Genomic DNA, 20,691 nt, shown 5'->3' on the forward strand with positions numbered 1-20,691 from the left:
CAGTCAACGGCAGAAAAACGCCGATTTGCATTTATTTCTTGTTTTTATTATAGTACAATGAGACTTAGTCCCTAATATTTTCAGAAAAGGGTGGTAGCATGCCAATTCAAGTAGCTAATGAATACGGCAATATTAATGTTAACGATCAAGTCATCGCCGTCATAGCGGGTTCCGCGGCATTGGATTGCTATGGTCTCGTCGGCATGGCTTCCCGCAAACAATTGAAAGACGGAATCTCCGAGCTGTTGGGTCAGGAGAATTTAAGTCGAGGTGTGGAAGTAAGACGGGATCACGAGGAGCTGCAGATCGACTTGTACATTATCGTCAGTTACGGAACTAAAATATCGGAAGTCGCTCATAACGTTCAGAATCGAGTGAAGTATGTGTTGAATGATATTGTGGGGCTTCAGGTTGATCATATTAATATATTTGTACAGGGAGTTCGTGTAACCCGTTAGTGAGGAAGGAGAATTTTTTTGAGTAAGCGCTTTAATATCCTAGACGGTGCAGATTTTATTCATATGATGATGTCCGGAGCCGCTCGGCTTAAGATCCATGTCAATCAAGTCAACGCACTCAACGTATTTCCCGTGCCGGACGGGGATACCGGCACCAATATGAATTTAACGATGTCGTCCGGTATGGAGGAGTTGCAGAGGCGGAAGAGCAGTCATATCGGCCAGGCCGCAGAGGCTCTTTCCAAAGGGCTGCTGATGGGAGCGCGCGGGAATTCCGGCGTTATTCTGTCCCAGCTGTTTCGCGGTTTCGGGAAAGCTGTCCATGACTTCGAGACGATCAATGCCCAGCAATTTGCGGCGGCGCTTCAGCAAGGGGTGGATACAGCTTATCAGGCGGTCGTCAAACCTGTGGAAGGAACCGTATTGACGGTCGCTCGAGAAACCGCGAGGCATGCCGTATCCTACGCCAGACGGACCGATAATCTGGCGGAGCTGATGCGGGAGGTGCTGAGCAAGTCTGTAGAAACGCTCAATCGGACTCCGGACATGCTTCCCGTTCTGAAGCAGGTCGGTGTTGTCGATGCTGGCGGCAAAGGATTGGTCATTATTTATGAGGGAATGCTGGCGGCTTTGACCGGAGAATTCGACCAACCGGCAGATCTCTCAGAGACTGAAGCTTCCATTCATCCGCTGGGCGAATCGCTGCACGAGGCGGCCAACGCCCAATCCATGCTGGCCACAGAAGACATCGAATTCGGTTATTGCACAGAGTTCATGGTCAATCTCGTTCCAGGAAAAGTTCCGGGATACCGCTTTGAGGAAACGAAATTTCGAAGTGAATTAGAAAAATTCGGAGATTCTCTACTCGTTGTGGCCGATGATGATTTGGTCAAAATTCATATTCACGCCGAATATCCCGGTGAGGTAATGAACTATGCTATGAATTACGGCGATTTGACCCGGATCAAGATTGAAAATATGCGCGAACAGCATTCTCATATTCTTCTCGCTAACGAATACGAGACCACCTACGCTTCATCCCAATCGGAAGAAGTGCTGCAGGAAGAGGTTCCTTCCTTGGACGAGACTCGGAATGAGCCGGTCAACAGCCAGCCTTACGGCTTTGTTACCGTATCGGTCGGTCAAGGAATTTCCGACATCTTCGAAAGCTTGGGAGCGGATGAAATGATTGCAGGCGGCCAGACGATGAATCCCAGTACGGAGGACATCGTTCAGGCCGTGCGGCGGGTTCGGGCGGAAACGGTATTCATTCTGCCCAACAACTCTAACATCATCATGGCCGCCCAACAAGCTAAAGAACTGGTGGAGGATAAGCAGATCGTTGTCATTCCTACGAAGACTATTCCTCAAGGAATGGCGGCTATGCTGGCCTTTCAGGAAAGAGCCGATGTAGAGGCGAATACCGCAACGATGACAGAGACACTGGGCAAGGTTCGCTCCGGTCAGGTGACCCATGCGGTGCGGAACTCCTCTATTGACGGAATGGAAATTAACGAAGGCGATTACCTGGGCATCATGGACGGTACTATTGTGAGCGCTCAGCCTGATCTGCTGGAAGCCTGCAAGCAGCTGCTGGAGCGGATGCTGGAGGGGGATGGCGAGATTGTTACGGTATTAACCGGGGAAGAAGCGACGGCCGAGAATACGTCGGCTATCCAGGCCTATTTGGAGGAAGCTTATCCCGAGGTGGAGATAGAAGTCCATCCCGGCGGCCAGCCCATCTATTTTTATTTGTTTTCCGTGGAATAATGTACGATCGATATGAATGGGAAGGTGAACGGATTGAGCAAAGTTCGCATCGTAACAGACAGTACGGCCGATATTCCTGTTGAGGATCGGGAGAGACTCGGAATAGAAATGGTTCCGCTTAAAGTGCATTTTGGGAATGAAACCTATATTGATGCGGTTACGATTCAATCCCAGCGCTTTTATGAATTGCTGGCTGAGTCCTCTGCATTACCAACGACTTCCCAGCCTTCGCCTGTCGATTTTTTGGACATGTACAAAAAAATATTGGCTGAGGAGCCGGACGCCCAAATCATCTCGGTTCATCTGTCGGCCGCTATGAGCGGGACGTATCAGTCAGCGGTATTGGCCAAGTCGCTTTTGGAAGAGCAGGCGGATATTACAATCATTGATTCCAAATCGGCCTCTTACGGTTTCGGTTTGCTGGTCGTTGCGGCGGCAGAAGCGGCGCAAGCGGGCAAGACGAAGGAAGAATGCCTGGAACTGATTCATCATAACCGCGAGAATACGGGGCTGTTTTTTCTGGTCGATACGCTCGAGTTTTTACAAAAGGGCGGGCGGATTGGCAAAGCGGCCGCATTCCTAGGCTCGCTGTTGAATATCAAGCCGATTCTGTCCATCGATGATGAAGGCGAGGTCACCTCGATCGAGAAGGCCAGAGGGCAGAAGAAGGCGATGGCCCGGATTGTCGAGCTGTTGAAGGAGGGCGGTTATGCGGATAAGGAAGTGAAGGTCATTATTGCGCATGCCCACTCTGTGCCAGCTGCGGAAGAGCTAAGCTCGCTTATTAAAAGCCATTTCCAAGTGAAGCATTTATCCTACACGTCCATAGGACCGGTTATTGGAACGCATACCGGGCCGGGGACTGTGGCGGTATTCATGCTGCCGGTGTAATGGCTATGGATCTTAGAGAATTGGCTGTCCGGCAGGTGCGCGGGATTGGCCCCCGAAAGGCGGAGGATCTGCAAGCGCTTGGTATAGAGACAGCATATGATTTATTAGAGTATTTCCCTTTTCGCTATGAAGATTATCATATCCGGGATTTGGCCGCAGTTAAGGACGGGGAAAAGGTAACGGTGGAGGGGACGATCTACGGGGCGCCTGTCTTGCAGATGTACGGACGCAAGAAGTCTCGCCTTACCTGCAAAGTTGTCGTAGATCCGCTGATGATTACTGCTGTCTGGTTTAATCGGCATTTTATTAAGGACCAGTTAACGACGGGAGCTAAAATCGTCCTGACCGGCAAATGGGAGCAGAACAGGCTGCAGATCACCGTTGCGGAGCATGAATTCCCCGATCGGGGCGGGGCTTCGCGAACAGGTACGCTGCAGCCTGTTTATTCCGTAGCCGGCCCGGTGACGCAAAACTGGCTGCGCAAAACGATCCGGCAAGTATTGGCGCAATATGGGCAATGGGTAGAAGAAATTTTACCCGAGGAGCTGGTGAAGAAATACCGGTTAATGCCCCGCGAGCGGGCCGTCTCCGTTATTCATCAGCCGGAAGATTGGGAGGAGGGCAAGCAGGCTCGAAGGCGAATCGTCTATGAGGAACTGTTCCTGTTCCAATTGAAAATGCAGGCTTTTCGTGCTCTTAACCGCAGTAAATCGGACGGTGTCGCTCATTCGGTAGATTCTCAGGCCGTGAGAGAATTCGTTCGTTCTTTGCCATTCGTGCTGACGGCTTCCCAAAAAAACGTTATTGCGGAAATTTTGGAGGATCTTAAACAGCCATATGCAATGAATCGGCTGCTGCAAGGGGATGTCGGCTCCGGGAAAACGGTGGTGGCGGCGGTCGCATTATTTGCTGTAGTTAAAGCGGGGGCGCAAGGGGCGTTGATGGTGCCCACCGAAATATTGGCTGAGCAGCACAAGCGGTCACTCGAGAAGCTGTTTGCTCCATACGGAATTCAAGTAGGCCTGCTGACAGGCAGCTTGACCGAAAGACAGCGGCGCGATGCGCGTGCCTCCATTCAGATGGGGCTGACCGATATTGTAGTCGGCACTCATGCGCTTATTCAGGAGGATGTGATCTTTCATCGGCTTGGACTGGTTGTGACCGATGAGCAGCATCGGTTCGGGGTTAATCAGCGAAGCATTCTGCGCCGTAAAGGACTGCATCCGGATGTGCTTACTATGACGGCCACTCCGATTCCGCGGACACTGGCCATTACCGCATTTGGCGATATGGATGTGTCCACATTGAAGGAGCTGCCCAAAGGACGGAAGCCCATCAAGACCTACGCTGTTCCTCATGACATGCTGGAGCGGGTTCTTCGTTTTATTCGTAAGGAAGCGGCGGCGGGCAGGCAGGCATACGTCATTTGTCCGTTAATCGAAGAATCGGACAAGCTGGATGTTCAGAATGCGATTGACGTTCATGCTCAATTAACTCATCATTTTCCCGACTTGTCCGTAGGGCTGCTGCACGGTCGCCTGTCTAATCAGGATAAGGAACAGATTATGGCGGAGTTCAGCGACAACCGGATACAGGTGCTGGTGTCCACCACCGTTGTCGAGGTGGGAGTCGATGTTCCGAACGCTACGCTGATGGTGGTGTACGATGCGGTTCGCTTCGGACTGTCCCAGCTTCACCAGCTTCGTGGAAGGGTCGGGCGAGGGGAGCATCAATCTTACTGCATCCTCATTGCCGATCCGAAGAACGAAATTAGCCGGGAACGGTTGAAGGTGATGACGGAGACGAACGATGGCTTTGAAATTGCACGCCGCGACTTGGAAATTAGGGGACCAGGTGATTTCTTTGGCACGAAGCAAAGTGGCCTGCCGGAATTTAAGGTGGCCGATCTGATGAGTGATTTTGAAATTCTGGAGAAGGCTCGGGAAGACGCAGCCGAGCTGGTGTCCGAATCGGACTTCTGGACCGCTGCCCGTTATTTGCCGCTGCGCGATTATTTGCAGCGGTCGCAAGTCTTCAGTGGTCACCCGTTTGATTAACTAATGATCCGCCTTTCTCATCTGAGAGGGGCTTTTTTTAATTGGCTTTGTTAAACGTTATTGTTGATATTTCTTTATCATGCAACTTTACAGTTGCTTATACTTGACAAGCAACCGTAGGGTTGCTTATAATCGATATATGAATAGGGACAAAGACGCTATATTCAAAGCACTTGGCGACTCAACTCGGCGGCTTATATTAGACGAACTATCCGAGCGCAACGAGCAGACGTTATATGAACTTACGGTGCGTCTCATTACGAAGCACGACCTCTCCATTACGCGACAGGCGATAGCTAAACATATTTCTGCATTGGAAGATGCAGGGCTCGTAAAGTCAGAAAAAAAGGGAAAATATCGAGTGGTTATATTCAACAACGAACCACTTAAAAATTTGCTGAAAGGATGGGTAGAGTAATTTCAATTAAAACTTCTGACGAATGTATGGGTTTTTCTGATTGGAGCCAGATTGTTAGCAGAGCACCAACGTCGCAAATAATCAAAGGAGGCAAAAACATTATGAAAATCATTGTTGCCAGTATATTCGTTCAAGATCAAGACAAGGCATTGGAATTTTATACAAAAACACTGGGCTTTTTAAAAAAGCATGACGTTCCCGCCGGAGAATTTAGGTGGATAACGCTTGTTTCTCCCGATGAGCAAGACGGTACCGAGCTTTTACTCGAACCGAATGACCATCCTGCCGCCAAAGAGTATCAAAAGAGGATATTTGCCGATGGCATCCCAGCGACAATGTTTGGCGTTGCAGATATTAATAAAGAGTATAAACGATTATCGGAAAACGGCGTGAAGTTTACTATGGAGCCGACAAAAATGGGCGAACTCACAATAGCTGTCTTCGACGATACATGCGGCAACCTTATTCAGATTGTGCAGAAGTAACTTGCCCGTACGGCGTTGTATTTATAAAATCATAGCACATTCAAGGAAACCCCACATAGAATAGAGAATGACATTTTCTTTATGGAGGGGTGAAGATGAGCTATCAGCAATACGGGATTGATCGACAATTGGTGGAGCGCATCAAGCTGAAAATGAAAAACCCGGTGCTCAAGGAGCGGGTGAAAGCTTTGCTGCATGGGGTCAACAAGCATGATCTTCAGGATCGCGCCAAAGTAAGGGGGCTGCTCAACCGGATCTCTAAAGTGCTGGGAGAAAATTTGACGGAAAAGCAAGCGACTCAGATTGTTAATTTTGTGCTGGCGCAAAAAATAGATCCGAACAATACCTTCCACTTAATTAAACTGTGGGGGATGTTTCGTTAGCTGGCTGAAGCCGGTGGCTCGCGATCCAATTTTATTTAAAAATATTAGAATAGGATTGACGGACTTGGGGAAATCTGCTTATAATATACATTAATCATTAAAGCTAAAGCGAAGAAGAGGTTATAGGAATAGAGGCTCTTATGCACCAGAGAGCGGTGGAGCTGCTGAAACCACGGCCATAATCCTTTATGACGATGTCGCCTCCGAGCTTTCTTCCCGAACGATTAGTAAGGAAGAACGATCAGCACCCGTTATTGTGCTAAGGTAGAAGACTCGGAATAGAGATTGGATCATTCTGTTTGCCGGCTTCGACCTATCGAGTCCGCCATCGCGAGATGACGGTGAATTCGGGTGGTACCACGGAAGAGAACCCCTTTCGTCCCGCTGACGTTCATTATGAACGCTGTGGACGAAAGGGTTTTTTATTTGTCCTGACAGGGGAATAGATGAACAAGCTGAGAAGAGGATAAAGTCACAAAGGCACTTATGTACAGAGAGCGTCGGATTCGCTGAGACCGCGCCATAATCCTTTACGACAATGTCGCCTCGGAGCTTTTTTCCTGAATGTCCGAGTAAGGAAAAACGGCTGGCCCCGTTATCGAGCCGGGTTGGAATTTCCGATTTTTGCCGTGACGTCCGGCAAATCGGGATTCCGACCCATGGAGGCCGGAGCTTGTGAAAGCTCCCGTAAATCCGGGTGGTACCACGGAAGAGATGATTCCTTTCGTCCCGCAGCGCTTAGGCGAGGTGGGGCGAAAGGATTTTTTGTTTTTAATATAGCTATATGGATCAGCCATGGCCAGGCTGAATGGATTTTCACATAACAAGGAGGTAAATATTAATGAGTATCACTTACTCTACTGCAAGTGCGGAAACAGACATTCGATACAAGCTGCTGCAGCCCGACCGGATCTCGGGTTCGGAAATTTTGCTGAGAGCTTTGCTGCTCGAAGGGGTGGACTGCGTATTTGGTTATCCCGGGGGGAATGTTCTCTATATTTACGATGCGATGCATGGTAATCCCGATTTTAAACATTTGTTGACCCGACATGAGCAAGGGGCCATCCATGCGGCCGACGGATATGCCCGATCTACGGGCAAGGTAGGTGTCTGTATTGCGACGTCGGGTCCCGGGGCGACCAACCTGGTTACGGGAATCGCCACCGCTTATATGGATTCCGTTCCACTCGTTGTAATTACGGGCAATGTACCCAGCCATTTAATCGGCACGGACGCCTTCCAGGAAGCCGATATAACGGGGATAACGATGCCGATTACGAAGCATAGCTATTTTGTTCGCAAGGTCGAGGATTTGGCGCAGACGATCCGGGAAGCTTTCTATATTGCCAATACAGGCCGGAAAGGACCGGTGCTGATTGACATTCCGAAGGATGTGTCGGCCGCATTGACGGAGTTCTATTATCCGGACAAGGTAGAGGTACGGGGGTATTGTCCCAGCCCGCCAGTGAATGAGGCTCAGATCGACGCATTGCTCCAGGCGATGGAAAGGGCGGAACGGCCTGTTATTCTCGCCGGTGGAGGAGTCGTGTACGCCGATGCGTCGCCTGAATTGCTGGAATTCGTGGAGAAGACGCAAATTCCGGTGACCACCACTCTCCTTGGGCTAGGGGGCTTCCCGAGCGGTCATGAGTTATCGATGGGTATGCCGGGGATGCACGGAACGTACACCGCCAATATGGCTATGACGGAGGCCGATTTACTCATTTCGATCGGAGCCCGCTTTGACGATCGGGTGACGATGAAGCTGGACGGATTCGCTCCGAACGCAGAAATCGCTCATATTGACATTGATCCCGCAGAGATCGGTAAGAATGTGGAGACCCAGTATCCGGTTCTGGGAAATATTAAAGCGGTGTTGGCTTATGCGAATCCAAAAGCGAGACGCGCAGAGAAAGCGCAAGACTGGCTGCGGCGAATTCAGCAAATGAAACGGGAATTTCCGTTAACCTATACAGATTCAGAGCAGCAATTGAAGCCTCAATTCGTAGTGCAGATGATCGGTGAAATGACTAAAGGGGAGGCAATCGTCACTACCGATGTCGGCCAGCATCAGATGTGGGTCGCGCAGTATTATCCATTCCGCCGCACTCGTTCCTCGATTACATCCGGCGGCTTGGGAACGATGGGCTTTGGATTGCCGTCGGCCATGGGAGCGCAAATCGGTCATCCCGATAAGCTGGTTATTTCCATTAACGGAGATGGAGGAATGCAGATGTGCGCCCAAGAGCTGGCGGTATGCGCTATCCATCAAATCCCCGTTAAATTTGTCATCATTAACAACGGGGTATTGGGGATGATCCGGCAATGGCAGGAGCTTGTGCATGAAGGCCGTTTAAGTCATTGTGACTTGGCAGGCAGTCCCGATTTTGTCAAGCTGGCCGAAGCCTATGGGATTAAAGGGCTCCGGGCTACCAATAAAGAGGAGGCGCGTTCAGCATGGCAGGAAGCTATGCAGACACCAGGGCCGGTGGTCGTTGATTTCCAAGTTTCCAAGGATGAATTCGTGTTTCCGATGGTTCCTCAGGGCAAGGCGATACATGAAATGATCTTGGAGGAGGACTCGCAATGAATAAGCACACGGTATCCATTCTTGTCAACGATCAGCCAGGGGTCCTTCAGCGCGTGGCCGGCCTGTTTGGCCGCAGAGGCTTTAACATTGAAAGCATTACGGTTGGCTGCTCGGAGGAGGCCGGCTTGTCCCGAATGATTGTAGTCACTAGCGGAGATGAACGGACCCTTGATCAAATAACCAAACAATTGGGCAAGCTGATCGATGTTATTGCAGTGAGACAGCTTAGCGGCTTGCCGATGGTATCGCGGGAGCTTGCTCTCATCAGAGTTCATGTTCAGCCGTTGAAGCGTCCGGAAATTCTCGGAGTAGTGGAAACCTTCCGCGGGTCGATTATCGACATTGCAGCTGATACGATGGTGGTAGAAATCGTTGGAGAAGCAGAGAAGATTCAGGCGATGGTGGAATTAATGAGGCCCTATGGGATTCAGGAGCTGACGCGAACCGGGGTAACCGCCATGGCCAGGGGAGCACGATAGGAAGAGAAGGGCTCAGGCATATAGATAAACAAACTGCACGGATCTGGTGATCTGTGCAGTTTGTGGTGGTTGCTTAGGTGGATGTTAATTATTTTGGAAAAACAAACGGTTTTTCTCGATATACTCTTTCTCGTCATCGGGTACGTCATCTTCGTGGAAAATAGCCGCTACCGGACAAACCGCCTCGCATGCGCCGCATTCGATACAGGTATCCGGATCAATGTAGTATTGATCTTCACCTTCATGAATGCAGTCTACCGGACAAGATGTCACACAGTCTGCAGCTTTTTCTCCGATACACGGAGAGGTGATAATGAATGACATAGAAATAACCTCCTCGTTAAATAATGGTAGGTAATTTGTTTATAAGAAAACCAGTTGTAGTAACTGGTGATCTCTCTTGGGCATCTAACCCTGACTACCAGCCGATGCCGATAGGACCGACGCACTTGCCGAATAGATTATGGAAAAGAGTGGAATGCCGGTCGCGGCATTGAAGGAATAAGATGGATCAGAAAAGCCTGCCAAGATTTTGTCCTACGTGTTTATTATCACTTTTTTTATATAACAAATCAACAGATTATGGAGAAAGATTCAAGGAGAAAGTAACGCAGGCAATATCCTTGAGCAAGGAAAGCTGCAAAACCGAAGTAAAACGACGAAGAGGGCTAATAAGAAGGGCAACAATAACAGCAACGATAACAGGGAAGAGACTAGAGCAGAAAATTATTAATATTAGAAAAAAATTGCCTAATGTTTGCAAATGTTTACAAACTATTTTTAATAAAGGCTGTTAAAATAAAAATAGGGGGAGGATACGCGGCGTCCCCTTTATTCGAAACCTGTTATTAGATGCTTGCGTAATATTAATTACAAACAGGGCAGAGCACTTCCTGGAAAAGGGTAGGGGGGGAGAAACGATGAAAGGTCAAGAGAATTTAGTGGAGGATACCAGTCATCAATTGAAAAAAATAATTAAAGAGCTCCAGGATATTAAATACGCATTGGACCAATCGTCTATACTGGCGGTGACGGATAAGCGGGGAAGAATTATTTCGGTTAACGACCAGTTTTGCCGCATTTCACAGTATTCACGGGAAGAGTTGATGGGACAAGACCACCGGCTTGTCAATTCCGGACATCATCCGAAGGAATTTTTTGCCGAGCTGTGGAGAACTATTCGCAGCGGCCGAGTGTGGAATGGGGAAATTTGTAACCGTGCCAAGGATGGCAGCTTGTATTGGGTCAAGACGACCATTGTTCCTCTGCTTGATGACAACGGGGCTCCCCATCAATATATTTCCATCCGCAACGAAATTAGTGAGCTGAAGCACGCGCAAGAAACGATCCGTCATATGGCTTATCATGATTCGCTTACTCAACTGCCTAATCGAAGAATGTTTCAGGATCGGCTTGTCGAGGAAATCGATAAGGCTAAGCAACAGGGGCAGAGATTGGCCTTGCTGTTTCTCGATATTGACCGGTTCAAGAGCTTGAACGACAGCTTGGGCCATACGGTCGGCGATCTGCTGTTGGTCGAAGTGGCCAGACGGATGCAGACGTTGTCCTTTGTCCGTTCGCGGCTGTTCCGTTGGGGTGGAGATGAATTTACGGTCTTACTGCCGGAAAGCAGGAAGGAGGAGACGGTTTCACAGGCTGCCGATATTTTAAAGCTGTTTGATGAGAGCTTTGTTATACAGGGGCATGAATTTTTCGTTACGGTCAGTCTCGGCATCAGCTTCTATCCGGATCATGGAGAGGATATCGATTCTCTGGTGCGGCACGCAGATGTCGCGATGTATCGGGCGAAGGAGCATGGCGAAAGTATGGTGCAAGTTTATCAGTCGGCCATGAGTAAAGACTACGCGACGCTGCTTCTGATGGAAACCAAGCTGCGCAAAGCGATCGAGTCCGAAGGCTTGGAGCTTCATTATCAGCCGAAGATGGATATGACACGGGAAAACATTCATAGTATGGAGGCTCTTGTTCGCTGGACGGATCCGGAGCTGGGCTCGATTCCTCCGGGGCAATTCATTCCTCTGGCTGAGGAGCGGGGGTTAATTTCGACTCTTGGCTATTGGACATTGATGGCAGCGTGCCGGCAGAACAAGCTGTGGCAGGAAGCAGGCTTCCCGCCGATGCGGGTGGCGGTCAACATTTCCGCGATCCACTTTCAGCAGGCAGGATTTGCCCGCAAAGTTCGCGAGATTCTGGAGGAGACGGGTCTGGAGCCCCAATATTTAGAGCTGGAAATTACGGAAAACATCATGCTGCGGAATACGAAGCAGTCGCTGGATGTCCTCCAGGAGCTTAAGCAGCTAGGGATCTCGATCTCCATCGACGATTTCGGGACAGGCTATTCCTCCCTCGGCTATTTACGGCGGTTCCCGATCGATACGCTGAAAATCGATCAATCGTTCATCCGGGCGCTGGAGGAAGAAAATAATGCGGCCATTATTACGGCGATCATCTATATGGCTCATGCATTGAATTTGCGGGTTATCGCAGAAGGGGTGGAGGAGGAAGAGCAGCTCCGCTTTTTGACCCAGCATCGGTGTGACGAGATTCAAGGGTATTTGATCAGCAAGCCGCTTCCCGCGGTGGAATTCGCCCGATATTTGCAGCTGCGGGCTTCTTCTTGATCTGTAGATTAGGGATTATATTAGGGGGTAGGAACTGAACTGGCCGAATTCGGGAGCCAGTCCAATCGTTTCATGAAATGAAGGAGTAAGCTGTTCTAGGCAGAAATAACGATTAGAACAGCTTTTTTTTATCCTATATAGCACACCAAACTCTTGGCGATAAGGGCTCCGGATAGGAGTTTTCCCACACTATACACCAATTAGAAATGTTTATTTTTTGCCTACACATTTGAGCAAGCATCGAAGGCAGTTCTTAGTCGACATATCACGTTCTCGATAAGTCTCCAACCGACATCTCCACGCAGGGTGGCGATCGATTCGGGATGAAATTGTACCGCCGCCATCGGCAACGATTGATGCCCGATTCCCATAATAATTCCATCTTCTGAAATCGCATGAACGTCAAAGCAGTCCGGCAGTTCTTTGACATATAATGAATGGTATCGGCCTACGTGAAATTGCTCGGGCAATCCTTCCCAAAGGGGACTTTTCCCGATGCTTTTAATTAAAGAGCTCTTCCCGTGCTGAGGATAATCTAAAAGCTCCAGACTGCCCCCGAAGTATTCCACCATTCCTTGCAGTCCCAGACATACGCCAAACACAGGCGTTTGCTTCTCCAGACAAAGATCAATCGTCTCGCTTAATTTAAATTTCGAGGGTCGGCCAGGGCCGGGTGAAAGGACTACCAGATCAAACGATTCTTGCTGTAGAACCGTTCTCGCATGAGGTGCGCGTAAAGTGACCACATCTGCACCTGTTTGTTTAATGTAATTCGATAAGGTATGAACGAAGGAATCTTCGTGATCGACGACCAATATTTTTTTGCCCTGCCCGACAGTTGATGAGGCCGGTTTAATGTTATTATCCTTTCTCTGTGGATGGGATTCGCGAACAGCTTGGACTAGAGCGGCTGCCTTGGTCAGGGTCTCCTGCTCCTCATCCTCCGGCACAGAATCCAGAAGCAGCGTTGCGCCAACCCGAATTTGAGCGACTCCATCTTGGATTCGGATGGTTCGCAGCGTCAAGCCTGTATTCAAATCTCCATTAAAGGCGAAGTATCCGACAGCCCCGCCATACCAGCCCCTCGAAGAGGCTTCGTGATCTTCTATCCAACGAATCGCTGCACGCTTAGGCGCTCCCGTGATGGTCACCGCCCACATATGAGTCATGAATGCATCCAATGCATCAAACTCGGGACGTAAAAACCCCTCCACATGATCGACGGTATGGATAAGGTGGGAGTACATTTCAATCTGCCGTCGCCCGATGACCTGGACCGAACCCGGTTCGCAAATCCGCGATTTATCATTTCGATCCACATCGGTGCACATCGTCAGCTCGGATTCATCTTTAGCGGAGTTCAGCAGTTTTTTAATCTGATCGGAATCTTCAATCGCGTTAATCCCGCGTTGTATGGTGCCGGAGATCGGGCAGGTTTCCACTCTGCGGCCTTCCACTCTGACGTACATCTCAGGCGAAGAGCCGACTAAATACTCGCTGCCCAAATTGATGATGAATCCGTAAGGACTCGGATTGATTTCCTGCAGACGTCTGAATACATCTGACGGAAGGCTGGGGCAGGATTCATATAGCGTGTGAGAGGGGACGACTTCGAATAAATCTCCCACCTTGAAGGATTTGGCAGCTTCCCGCACCAGACCTGCATATTTGCCTGCAGTGTAACCGTCCGCTGGGACGGGCCCCTGGAACTTGGGCTGAACACGCTTACCGTTTCGGTCGAGTCCGTTCGTTCGATCGCCATTAGCAGAAAATTCATAAGATAGCTGATAGGCGGCATTCATATGATGGTCTACCAGAATGATCTCGTCAGGAAAATAAAGGATCACGTCGGAATCGTCAGGGTTCCTCCTATGCTTCAGCTCCATCGGTTCAAATTGAAAGACTAAATCATAGCCGAACGCCCCATACAATCCGATAAAAGAATCCTCGGGAGAATAAAAAAGCTGCTGGATAGCTCGGAGAACAGAAAAAATGGACGGCTGCTTCGTTCTATGTTCTTCTGCAAAAAGCTTGTCACTGCTTCGGATATTTCCTGAAATCTCGTTATCAGCATAGATGACATGTTCTATATCGGGGATTTGCTGCAGAGCAAGAAAAATGGCATGCAGTAATACGCCTCCTCTGGCATTCTCTGCTGCAATGCGGAATCTATTCCCATTCGCTTTCAGCTCCAGAGCAGGGTTGATAAAGCCGATGTCCCAGCGCGAATAACGTCCGGGGTATTCGTAACCGCTGGAAAACAAGGCGCCTTTGGCATAGTCGATTTCTCGTAAAATAACTTGATGGGCCGTGGCGACATCCAGCGGCTGCAAATGGCGGGATACTTCAATATTTCCTTGGGTCGTATACATTTTCTTGTGCTCGGGGATAAAGGATGACAAAATGCTCATGTGGAAGAATGACCTCCTCTAAAATTTTAGAGGAGAACAGGAGTAACTCATATTCTCAACCAGACTCATCTCTTCTCAGCTCAAGCTAACCTGTTCTCATCTCGACTGGTTTAAGCATAATCGATTGCTTGAATATTATCAATAAAAAAGGAGTCCAATATGGAAGGATATTCCATGTAATATGCCGAAATATACAGGGAGGATTAGCATCGTGAATCTCTAATTTGAGGATATGGATAAGGATGAGGGGCGGAACTATATGAAAATGACATTAACGGACATGGAACTGGCTGAATTTAATGCTCATATCGAAAACCTGGTTGCCGAGGATAAATTCTCGGGGTCTGTATTGATAGCGAAGCATGGAGAGGTGCTTTACAAGAACGCTTTCGGCATGGCGAACAAGGGATACGGAATTCCAAACAGAACGGACACCAAATTCAATCTCGGCTCGGTGAACAAAATGTTTACCGCCGTTGCAATCATGAGGTTAGCTGAAGAGGGCTTGCTGCATCTCCATGATTTCATTGGAAAATATTTGCCTCATTTTCCCCCGGAGTTGGCTAGCAAAATTACCATTCACCATCTCCTGACGCATACATCGGGGACCGGGCTTTACTGGAATCACAAATTTGAAGCCAAGTTCACGAAACTCAAAGCCGTGGAGGATTACCTTCCGCTTTTTATCGATGATGCTCTATTATTCGAGCCGGGAACCAAATGGTTTTACAGTAATTCAGGATACATCATTCTCGGGGCCATCATTGAGTCGGTTTCAGGGAAGGACTACTTCACCTTTGTCAAAGAAAACGTTTATTCGCGGGCCTATATGCCCGATACCGATTGCTATGATCTGGAATACGATGTCCCCAACTTGGCCGTAGGCTATACTCGCGAAGGAACGAAGGAGGGGGGACCCTGGCGTAATAATGTGTTCCTTCATACGGTTAAGGGAGGTCCGGCCGGCGGGGGATATTCTACGGTGGACGACCTGCTTCAATTCGACATCGCCCTTCGCGCGAATAAGCTGCTGAGCCCGGAATGGACTGCTCTTGCTACGACAGACAAGCTTCAGTCTTGCAGTCCGGATATGCAAATGCATTACGGATATGGATTTATGGATGTCAGTAAACATGGTGAGCGGATCGTTGGTCACACCGGTGGCTTTCCCGGCGTTAGCGCGCTTTTAAACATGTATATGCTTAGCGGATATACGTTAGTGATATTATCGAACTACGATGCGCATGGAACCGTTGGAGTGCACCGCAAATTCGAGGAATTGTTGTTTGGCCATGGAAAGTAGGTCGTTATCGCGTTAAGAGAGGTCAGGGGTTGACCGATTTATGTGGTCTAGAAGAATTCAGTCAAATTTAATAAGTATGAAGCTGGGTGAAAGGGACGTGTTTATGATTTGTTTACAAACTCTTCATAATATAATCGGTTCAACCTAATAATCAGTGCTTGATTTTCTTTCGCCACCAAACAGACTGGATTTTATACAGCTAAATAAGCCAGATCAGACGATTTTTGGCAATCTAACTGGAAATCATACAGCTAATTCGGTCCCAATCTATCCAATCCCTCTTTAACCCCATTTCTAACGGTAGGTTTTACATTTAGTCCGGAGATCTAGCGAGATTTAGCGAGAATTAACTACATCAATTACATTTAATCGGACCATCTGGAGGGCCAATCTATCAAGTGAAATTCTAATAAGATAAATCTGTCAAGGATGGCCTGTTAAAGTCAAGGACTGATTATGGTTTTGAGCCATATAATTTGTTGATTATATAAGTATATTAATATATATTTATTAAATAATCCCTGTTATGTGAAGTGAATCATTGTTCAATGCTCTGTAACGGTGTCTATAGCAGTAGAAGTTGTGCCATTTGGAACAATACTGCAGACCCAATATTGGCGAGAGAGAGTTGGAGAGTTTTGGGCTGCAAGGGATCGATTAAACAAATAGCGCTGAGCTGTATAGCGATAGATGGAGGTTTATATGGAGCGTATCAATGAAATAGCAGAAAACCTAAAACTGCTCGGTGACAGGACCCGACTCACGATGATGGCCTTATTAAAAGAACGTGCTCTTTGTGTTTGTGACATTGTGGAGTTGTTGGAAACCTCACAGCCTAACGCAAGTCAGCATTTGCGCAAATTAAAAGCAGCCGGGCTTGTAAATGAAACGCGTAAAGGCCAATGGATTTACTATTCCTTAAATATTGAAGATAAACCCTACATTCAAGTGATATTAGGATACATTCCATCTCTGAAAGAAAAAATCGATCAAGTCAAAAATGATTGTGATTAGTGTGGAGGATTATATGGCTATCACTGCGTTTCTTATTTTTTTAGTTACCCTAACCTTTGTTATTTGGCAACCAAAAGGATTGAATATCGGCTGGTCGGCAAGTGGTGGAGCCATCCTTGCTTTGATATTCGGCGTAGTCAACTTCGCCGATGTTGGGACCGTTACCGGCATCGTGTGGAATGCGACTTTGGCATTTGTAGCTATCATTTTAATCTCATTGGTGCTTGACGAGATCGGATTTTTTGAATGGGCGGCGCTGCATATGGCTCGGCTAGCACGCGGAAACGGGCTCCTCATGTTTGTTTTTATTATCCTGCTTGGATCGGCAGTTGCTGCCCTGTTTGCCAACGATGGCGCGGCATTGATCATTACCCCCATTGTACTCGCCATGGTTCGAGCACTCAAGTTTAATGACAAGATGATCCTGCCCTTTATTATGGCTAGCGGGTTCATTGCGGATACGGCTTCCTTACCCCTTGTCGTCAGCAACTTGGTCAACATCGTCTCAGCTGACTATTTCAACATCGGTTTTGCGGAATACGCGAGTCGTATGATCATACCGAATTTCTTTTCTATCCTTGCGAGCCTGATTGTACTGTATCTTTGTTTCAGGAAGAGTATTCCGAATATCTACAATCTCACCCAATTAAAAAGACCGAAGGAAGCTATCAAGGATATGCGGCTGTTTAAGTTATCTTGGTTCATTCTAGCTGCGCTGCTTGTCGCGTATTTCGTCAGTGAATATTTCTCGATTCCGGTATCCATTATTGCCGGGGTCGCGGCTATAGCCTTATTGTTCGCGGCGAGAAAAAGTCCTGCGATTCATGCTTGGAAATTGGTGAAAGGCGCTCCTTGGGCCGTTGTAATCTTCTCTATCGGCATGTATGTGGTGGTTTATGGCTTGCGAAATGCCGGACTTACCGATGCATTAGGCAACGTTATTCAAGCGATCGCTGATAAAGGATTGTTCGCGGCGACAGTGGGTATGGGTTTTATTGCAGCCGTCCTTTCATCCATCATGAACAACATGCCGACGGTCATGATCGATGCGCTGGCTATCCAAGGTACGCAAACCGGTGGATTTATTCGTGAGGGGCTGATTTATGCGAATGTGATCGGTTCGGATTTGGGGCCGAAAATTACCCCGATCGGGTCCCTTGCAACTCTGCTTTGGTTGCATGTGCTTTCCACGAAAAACGTAAAAATCAGTTGGGGGTATTATTTTAAAGTCGGCATTCTGTTAACCATACCGACGCTGTTCATTACTCTCATCGGTCTTTATGTGTGGCTTTATGTACTCCAAACGTTACAGGTGAATGTATGGCTATGTATTATGGTTCTTGTGGTTGTGCTTGTGGTGGCAGCGATGATCATTAAATCCTTCCTGGGAAAAAACAAATCAAAAGAGGGCATCAAGGCGTAAATAATTAATACCCAAGGAGATCGTTAAGCATGGAGAAAAAACCTTTGGTTTACTTTTTATGTACTGGAAATTCTTGCAGGAGCCAAATCGCGGATGGGTTTTTGAAGCAACTTGGCTGCGATAATTTTGAAGTGAAGAGCGCGGGCCTTGAAGCACATGGACTCAATCCTCGTGCGGTTCAAGTGATGAAAGAGGCTGGCATAGATATAAGTAAAAATACCTCTGATGTGATCGATCCGGAAATTTTGAATCGTGCTGATTATGTCATCACCCTTTGTGGTCACGCCGACGAGCATTGTCCTGTCATCTCCAACAAGAATGTAACCAAATGGCATTGGGGCTTTGATGATCCGGCAAGAGCGGAGGGATCGGAAGACGAAATTATGAACCAGTTCCGCACTGTTCGCGATGCAATCAAGAGCCGGATTGAGCAGTTCGTCAAATTTTTGATTTAAATACTTGTAAATTGCAATCTATTGGTGTATAACTATGAAATGAGGTGAATCACATTGGAAAACGTTCGCGAACTATTTCAAATCATGACACGCCGATTTGGGTTTCTCAATAAAAATTGCTGCTCGGCCGGTGGCTATGAAATATCCTTAGTTCAAAGCCATATTCTTTACGAAATCGATCGTCAGCATAAGCCTTCTATGCAACCAGTAGCTGAGGCATTAGGTACCGATATCACGACCTTTAGTCGTCAAATTCAATCGTTAATCAAAATGAACTTAGTGAAAAAAGCGCCCGATCCGGACGACCGCAGAGTGTATGTCCTTTCCTTAACGACAGAAGGCATGTACGTGGCCACGACGATTGACCAGCAAATGAATGCTTATTTAGATGAAATTTTCTCACACATGAACGATTTTGAAAAAGAAACGGTCATTCGCTCCATTAAACTTTTAAATGAAGCAATGGCGAATTCCAGCCCATGCTGTTCCACCCCAGCGGGGTGATTTCTTCCCTCTTATACTTGCAAAATGCAACTAAATTTAAGGGGTGCTGGTAGGAATGAAGTCTTGGATACGATTGTCATTGGAGAGGGGCAGGCAGGTCTTGCTTCTGGACCTTAAGGGGGGTGGGGCCGGACGCAAAGTTTGTTGTCAAACGGCTGTTCCATCATCTTAAACGTTGAATGCATAAAAAATTAAACTAGGAGTGATTTTCATGAATCAAGTCAGTGAGGATCAGATTCGTCAAAATGTTCGCAGCCGGTATAAAGAAATGGCTTTGCACCCGGTGGAAACCGGATCATGCTGTACACCGACTTCTGCAAGTTCCAGCTGTTGTGATTCGCCGATGGATTACGGGGAGGTTTCTGCCAAGCTTGGTTATTCGTACGAGGAGTTAACCGCTGTCCCGGAAGGCGCGAATCTTGGTCTGGGCTGCGGCAATCCGCAAGCGATTGCCGAACTGCAGCCAGGAGAAGCAGTGCTTGATCTTGGCAGCGGCGGCGGTTTCGATTGCTTTCTGGCTTCGCGACAAGTCGGAGAGACGGGGCGAGTGATTGGTGTAGACATGACGCCGGAAATGGTAAGTCGTGCCCGCGCTAATGCCGCGAAAGGCGGGTTTACGAATACCGAATTCCGTTTAGGGGAAATTGAGCATTTGCCTGTTGCAGATCAGACGGTGGACGTCATTATTTCGAATTGCGTGATCAATCTTTCTCCGGCCAAGCAACAAGTATTTGATGAAGCATTCCGGGTTCTACGCTCCGGTGGCCGCCTTGCCATATCCGATATCGTGACCATCACGGAACTGCCTGATGAAATCAAAAACGATTTGGACGTGATGTATTCGAGCTGTGTATCAGGGGCCTCATCGATTGAGGAAGTCAAGGCGATGCTAACGCAAAGCGGATTTATGAATGTGGTCGTCGAGCCGAAGGATGAGTCGAAAACGTTTATCCAAGATTGGGTACCTGAAGCCAATATACAAAACTATATCGTCTCGGCGGTTATAGCAGGGGTCAAACCTTAAACAAATTGAACGAGGCCCCTTTCTAAAAGGGGGCTTTATTATTGTTTATTTCAATGTTAAGTAGATCATACAGTTCAATCCACGTATAATCATTTGCCGTTAAAACCTTTACTCGTTTCAAATACACATCCATATTTCTAATTTTGCCTGTTATGACTGTATCTTTATACTGGTTAAACACTGTAATTATGACTTCTCGATCATTCTCAAAGGTTTCTGACAGTAGTTGCGAAAGTTCCTCCAATCTATGCTCATCTAATTGGGGGCGCGGGTTCTTGCAAAAGTTCTGCTGCAGCCGGATGTTTCCACATTCCATTGCCTTGCAATTTTTTACTCATTTATAGCGCTCTCCAATTTTTTGTGATCTATCCATAGCTTACTCGG

The 20,691-nt window shown here is 47.8% G+C and carries 19 protein-coding genes; 16 read left to right on the forward strand and 3 right to left on the reverse strand.

Annotation, left to right across the window (positions count from 1 at the left end; genetic code table 11):
- The first annotated feature begins 98 nt into the window (after positions 1-98).
- The 9 genes from KJS69_RS10740 (at position 99) to ilvN (ending at position 9,531) form a co-directional block, all read left to right on the forward strand.
- The gene (locus KJS69_RS10740; protein WP_213583762.1) at positions 99-458 is read left to right on the forward strand and encodes an Asp23/Gls24 family envelope stress response protein; all 360 of its coding nucleotides are present in this window, start codon (positions 99-101) and stop codon (positions 456-458) included.
- A 63-nt stretch (positions 459-521) separates the two neighbouring features.
- Positions 522-2,228, forward strand: a complete 1,707-nt coding sequence (locus tag KJS69_RS10745; protein WP_213584081.1) for a DAK2 domain-containing protein — start codon at positions 522-524, stop codon at positions 2,226-2,228.
- Positions 2,229-2,261: 33 nt separating this feature from the next.
- Positions 2,262-3,119: a DegV family protein gene (locus KJS69_RS10750; RefSeq protein WP_213583763.1), complete on the forward strand. Its 858-nt coding sequence runs from the start codon at positions 2,262-2,264 to the stop codon at positions 3,117-3,119.
- A complete protein-coding gene (recG, locus tag KJS69_RS10755; protein WP_213583764.1) occupies positions 3,119-5,176 on the forward strand; it encodes an ATP-dependent DNA helicase RecG in 2,058 nt (685 codons plus the stop codon). Before KJS69_RS10750 ends, recG begins: the two co-directional genes overlap by 1 nt.
- Before the next feature lie 139 nt (positions 5,177-5,315).
- Complete coding sequence (locus tag KJS69_RS10760; protein ID WP_213583765.1) at positions 5,316-5,594, forward strand: ArsR/SmtB family transcription factor; 279 nt, start codon at positions 5,316-5,318, stop codon at positions 5,592-5,594.
- Between the two features lie 101 nt (positions 5,595-5,695).
- Positions 5,696-6,079, forward strand: a complete 384-nt coding sequence (locus tag KJS69_RS10765) for a VOC family protein (RefSeq protein ID WP_213583766.1) — start codon at positions 5,696-5,698, stop codon at positions 6,077-6,079.
- A 95-nt stretch (positions 6,080-6,174) separates the two neighbouring features.
- On the forward strand, positions 6,175-6,462 hold the full coding sequence (locus KJS69_RS10770) for a stage VI sporulation protein F (protein WP_213583767.1): 288 nt from the start codon (positions 6,175-6,177) through the stop codon (positions 6,460-6,462).
- Positions 6,463-7,303: 841 nt separating this feature from the next.
- On the forward strand, positions 7,304-9,052 hold the full coding sequence (gene ilvB, locus KJS69_RS10775; RefSeq protein ID WP_213583768.1) for a biosynthetic-type acetolactate synthase large subunit: 1,749 nt from the start codon (positions 7,304-7,306) through the stop codon (positions 9,050-9,052).
- A complete protein-coding gene (gene ilvN, locus KJS69_RS10780; protein WP_213583769.1) occupies positions 9,049-9,531 on the forward strand; it encodes an acetolactate synthase small subunit in 483 nt (160 codons plus the stop codon). Before ilvB ends, ilvN begins: the two co-directional genes overlap by 4 nt.
- Before the next feature lie 84 nt (positions 9,532-9,615).
- Here ilvN and KJS69_RS10785 read toward each other — a convergent pair whose 3' ends face one another.
- On the reverse strand, positions 9,616-9,855 hold the full coding sequence (locus KJS69_RS10785) for a ferredoxin family protein (RefSeq protein WP_213583770.1): 240 nt from the start codon (positions 9,853-9,855) through the stop codon (positions 9,616-9,618).
- 596 nt (positions 9,856-10,451) lie between these two features.
- Between KJS69_RS10785 and KJS69_RS10790 the strand changes: the two genes are divergently transcribed.
- Positions 10,452-12,173, forward strand: a complete 1,722-nt coding sequence (locus KJS69_RS10790; RefSeq protein ID WP_213583771.1) for a putative bifunctional diguanylate cyclase/phosphodiesterase — start codon at positions 10,452-10,454, stop codon at positions 12,171-12,173.
- 221 nt (positions 12,174-12,394) lie between these two features.
- Here the strand turns inward: KJS69_RS10790 and KJS69_RS10795 are convergent, their stop codons facing one another.
- On the reverse strand, positions 12,395-14,584 hold the full coding sequence (locus KJS69_RS10795) for an anthranilate synthase component I (protein WP_213583772.1): 2,190 nt from the start codon (positions 14,582-14,584) through the stop codon (positions 12,395-12,397).
- A 259-nt stretch (positions 14,585-14,843) separates the two neighbouring features.
- Here KJS69_RS10795 and KJS69_RS10800 point away from each other — a divergent pair, with 259 nt between their 5' ends.
- The 6 genes from KJS69_RS10800 to KJS69_RS10825 all read left to right on the forward strand — a co-directional run bounded on the left by KJS69_RS10800 (position 14,844) and on the right by KJS69_RS10825 (position 20,307).
- On the forward strand, positions 14,844-15,887 hold the full coding sequence (locus KJS69_RS10800; RefSeq protein WP_213583773.1) for a serine hydrolase domain-containing protein: 1,044 nt from the start codon (positions 14,844-14,846) through the stop codon (positions 15,885-15,887).
- Between the two features lie 702 nt (positions 15,888-16,589).
- A complete protein-coding gene (locus KJS69_RS10805) occupies positions 16,590-16,901 on the forward strand; it encodes an ArsR/SmtB family transcription factor (protein ID WP_213583774.1) in 312 nt (103 codons plus the stop codon).
- 13 nt (positions 16,902-16,914) lie between these two features.
- Positions 16,915-18,324 (forward strand): arsenic transporter, encoded by a 1,410-nt coding sequence (locus KJS69_RS10810; protein WP_213583775.1) that lies wholly within the window; start codon positions 16,915-16,917, stop codon positions 18,322-18,324.
- Positions 18,325-18,353: 29 nt separating this feature from the next.
- Positions 18,354-18,779, forward strand: a complete 426-nt coding sequence (gene arsC / locus KJS69_RS10815; protein ID WP_213583776.1) for an arsenate reductase (thioredoxin) — start codon at positions 18,354-18,356, stop codon at positions 18,777-18,779.
- 54 nt (positions 18,780-18,833) lie between these two features.
- Entirely contained in the window at positions 18,834-19,283 is a 450-nt protein-coding gene (locus KJS69_RS10820; RefSeq protein WP_213583777.1) for a MarR family winged helix-turn-helix transcriptional regulator, read from the forward strand.
- Between the two features lie 211 nt (positions 19,284-19,494).
- A complete protein-coding gene (locus KJS69_RS10825; RefSeq protein WP_213583778.1) occupies positions 19,495-20,307 on the forward strand; it encodes an arsenite methyltransferase in 813 nt (270 codons plus the stop codon).
- Between the two features lie 22 nt (positions 20,308-20,329).
- On the opposite strand, the gene KJS69_RS30235 is transcribed toward KJS69_RS10825, so the two are convergent.
- Entirely contained in the window at positions 20,330-20,623 is a 294-nt protein-coding gene (locus tag KJS69_RS30235; protein WP_213583779.1) for a YolD-like family protein, read from the reverse strand.
- Positions 20,624-20,691 lie beyond the last annotated feature (68 nt).

The sequence above is a fragment of the Paenibacillus sp. J2TS4 genome (assembly GCF_018403245.1).
GTDB lineage: Bacteria > Bacillota > Bacilli > Paenibacillales > NBRC-103111 > Paenibacillus_L.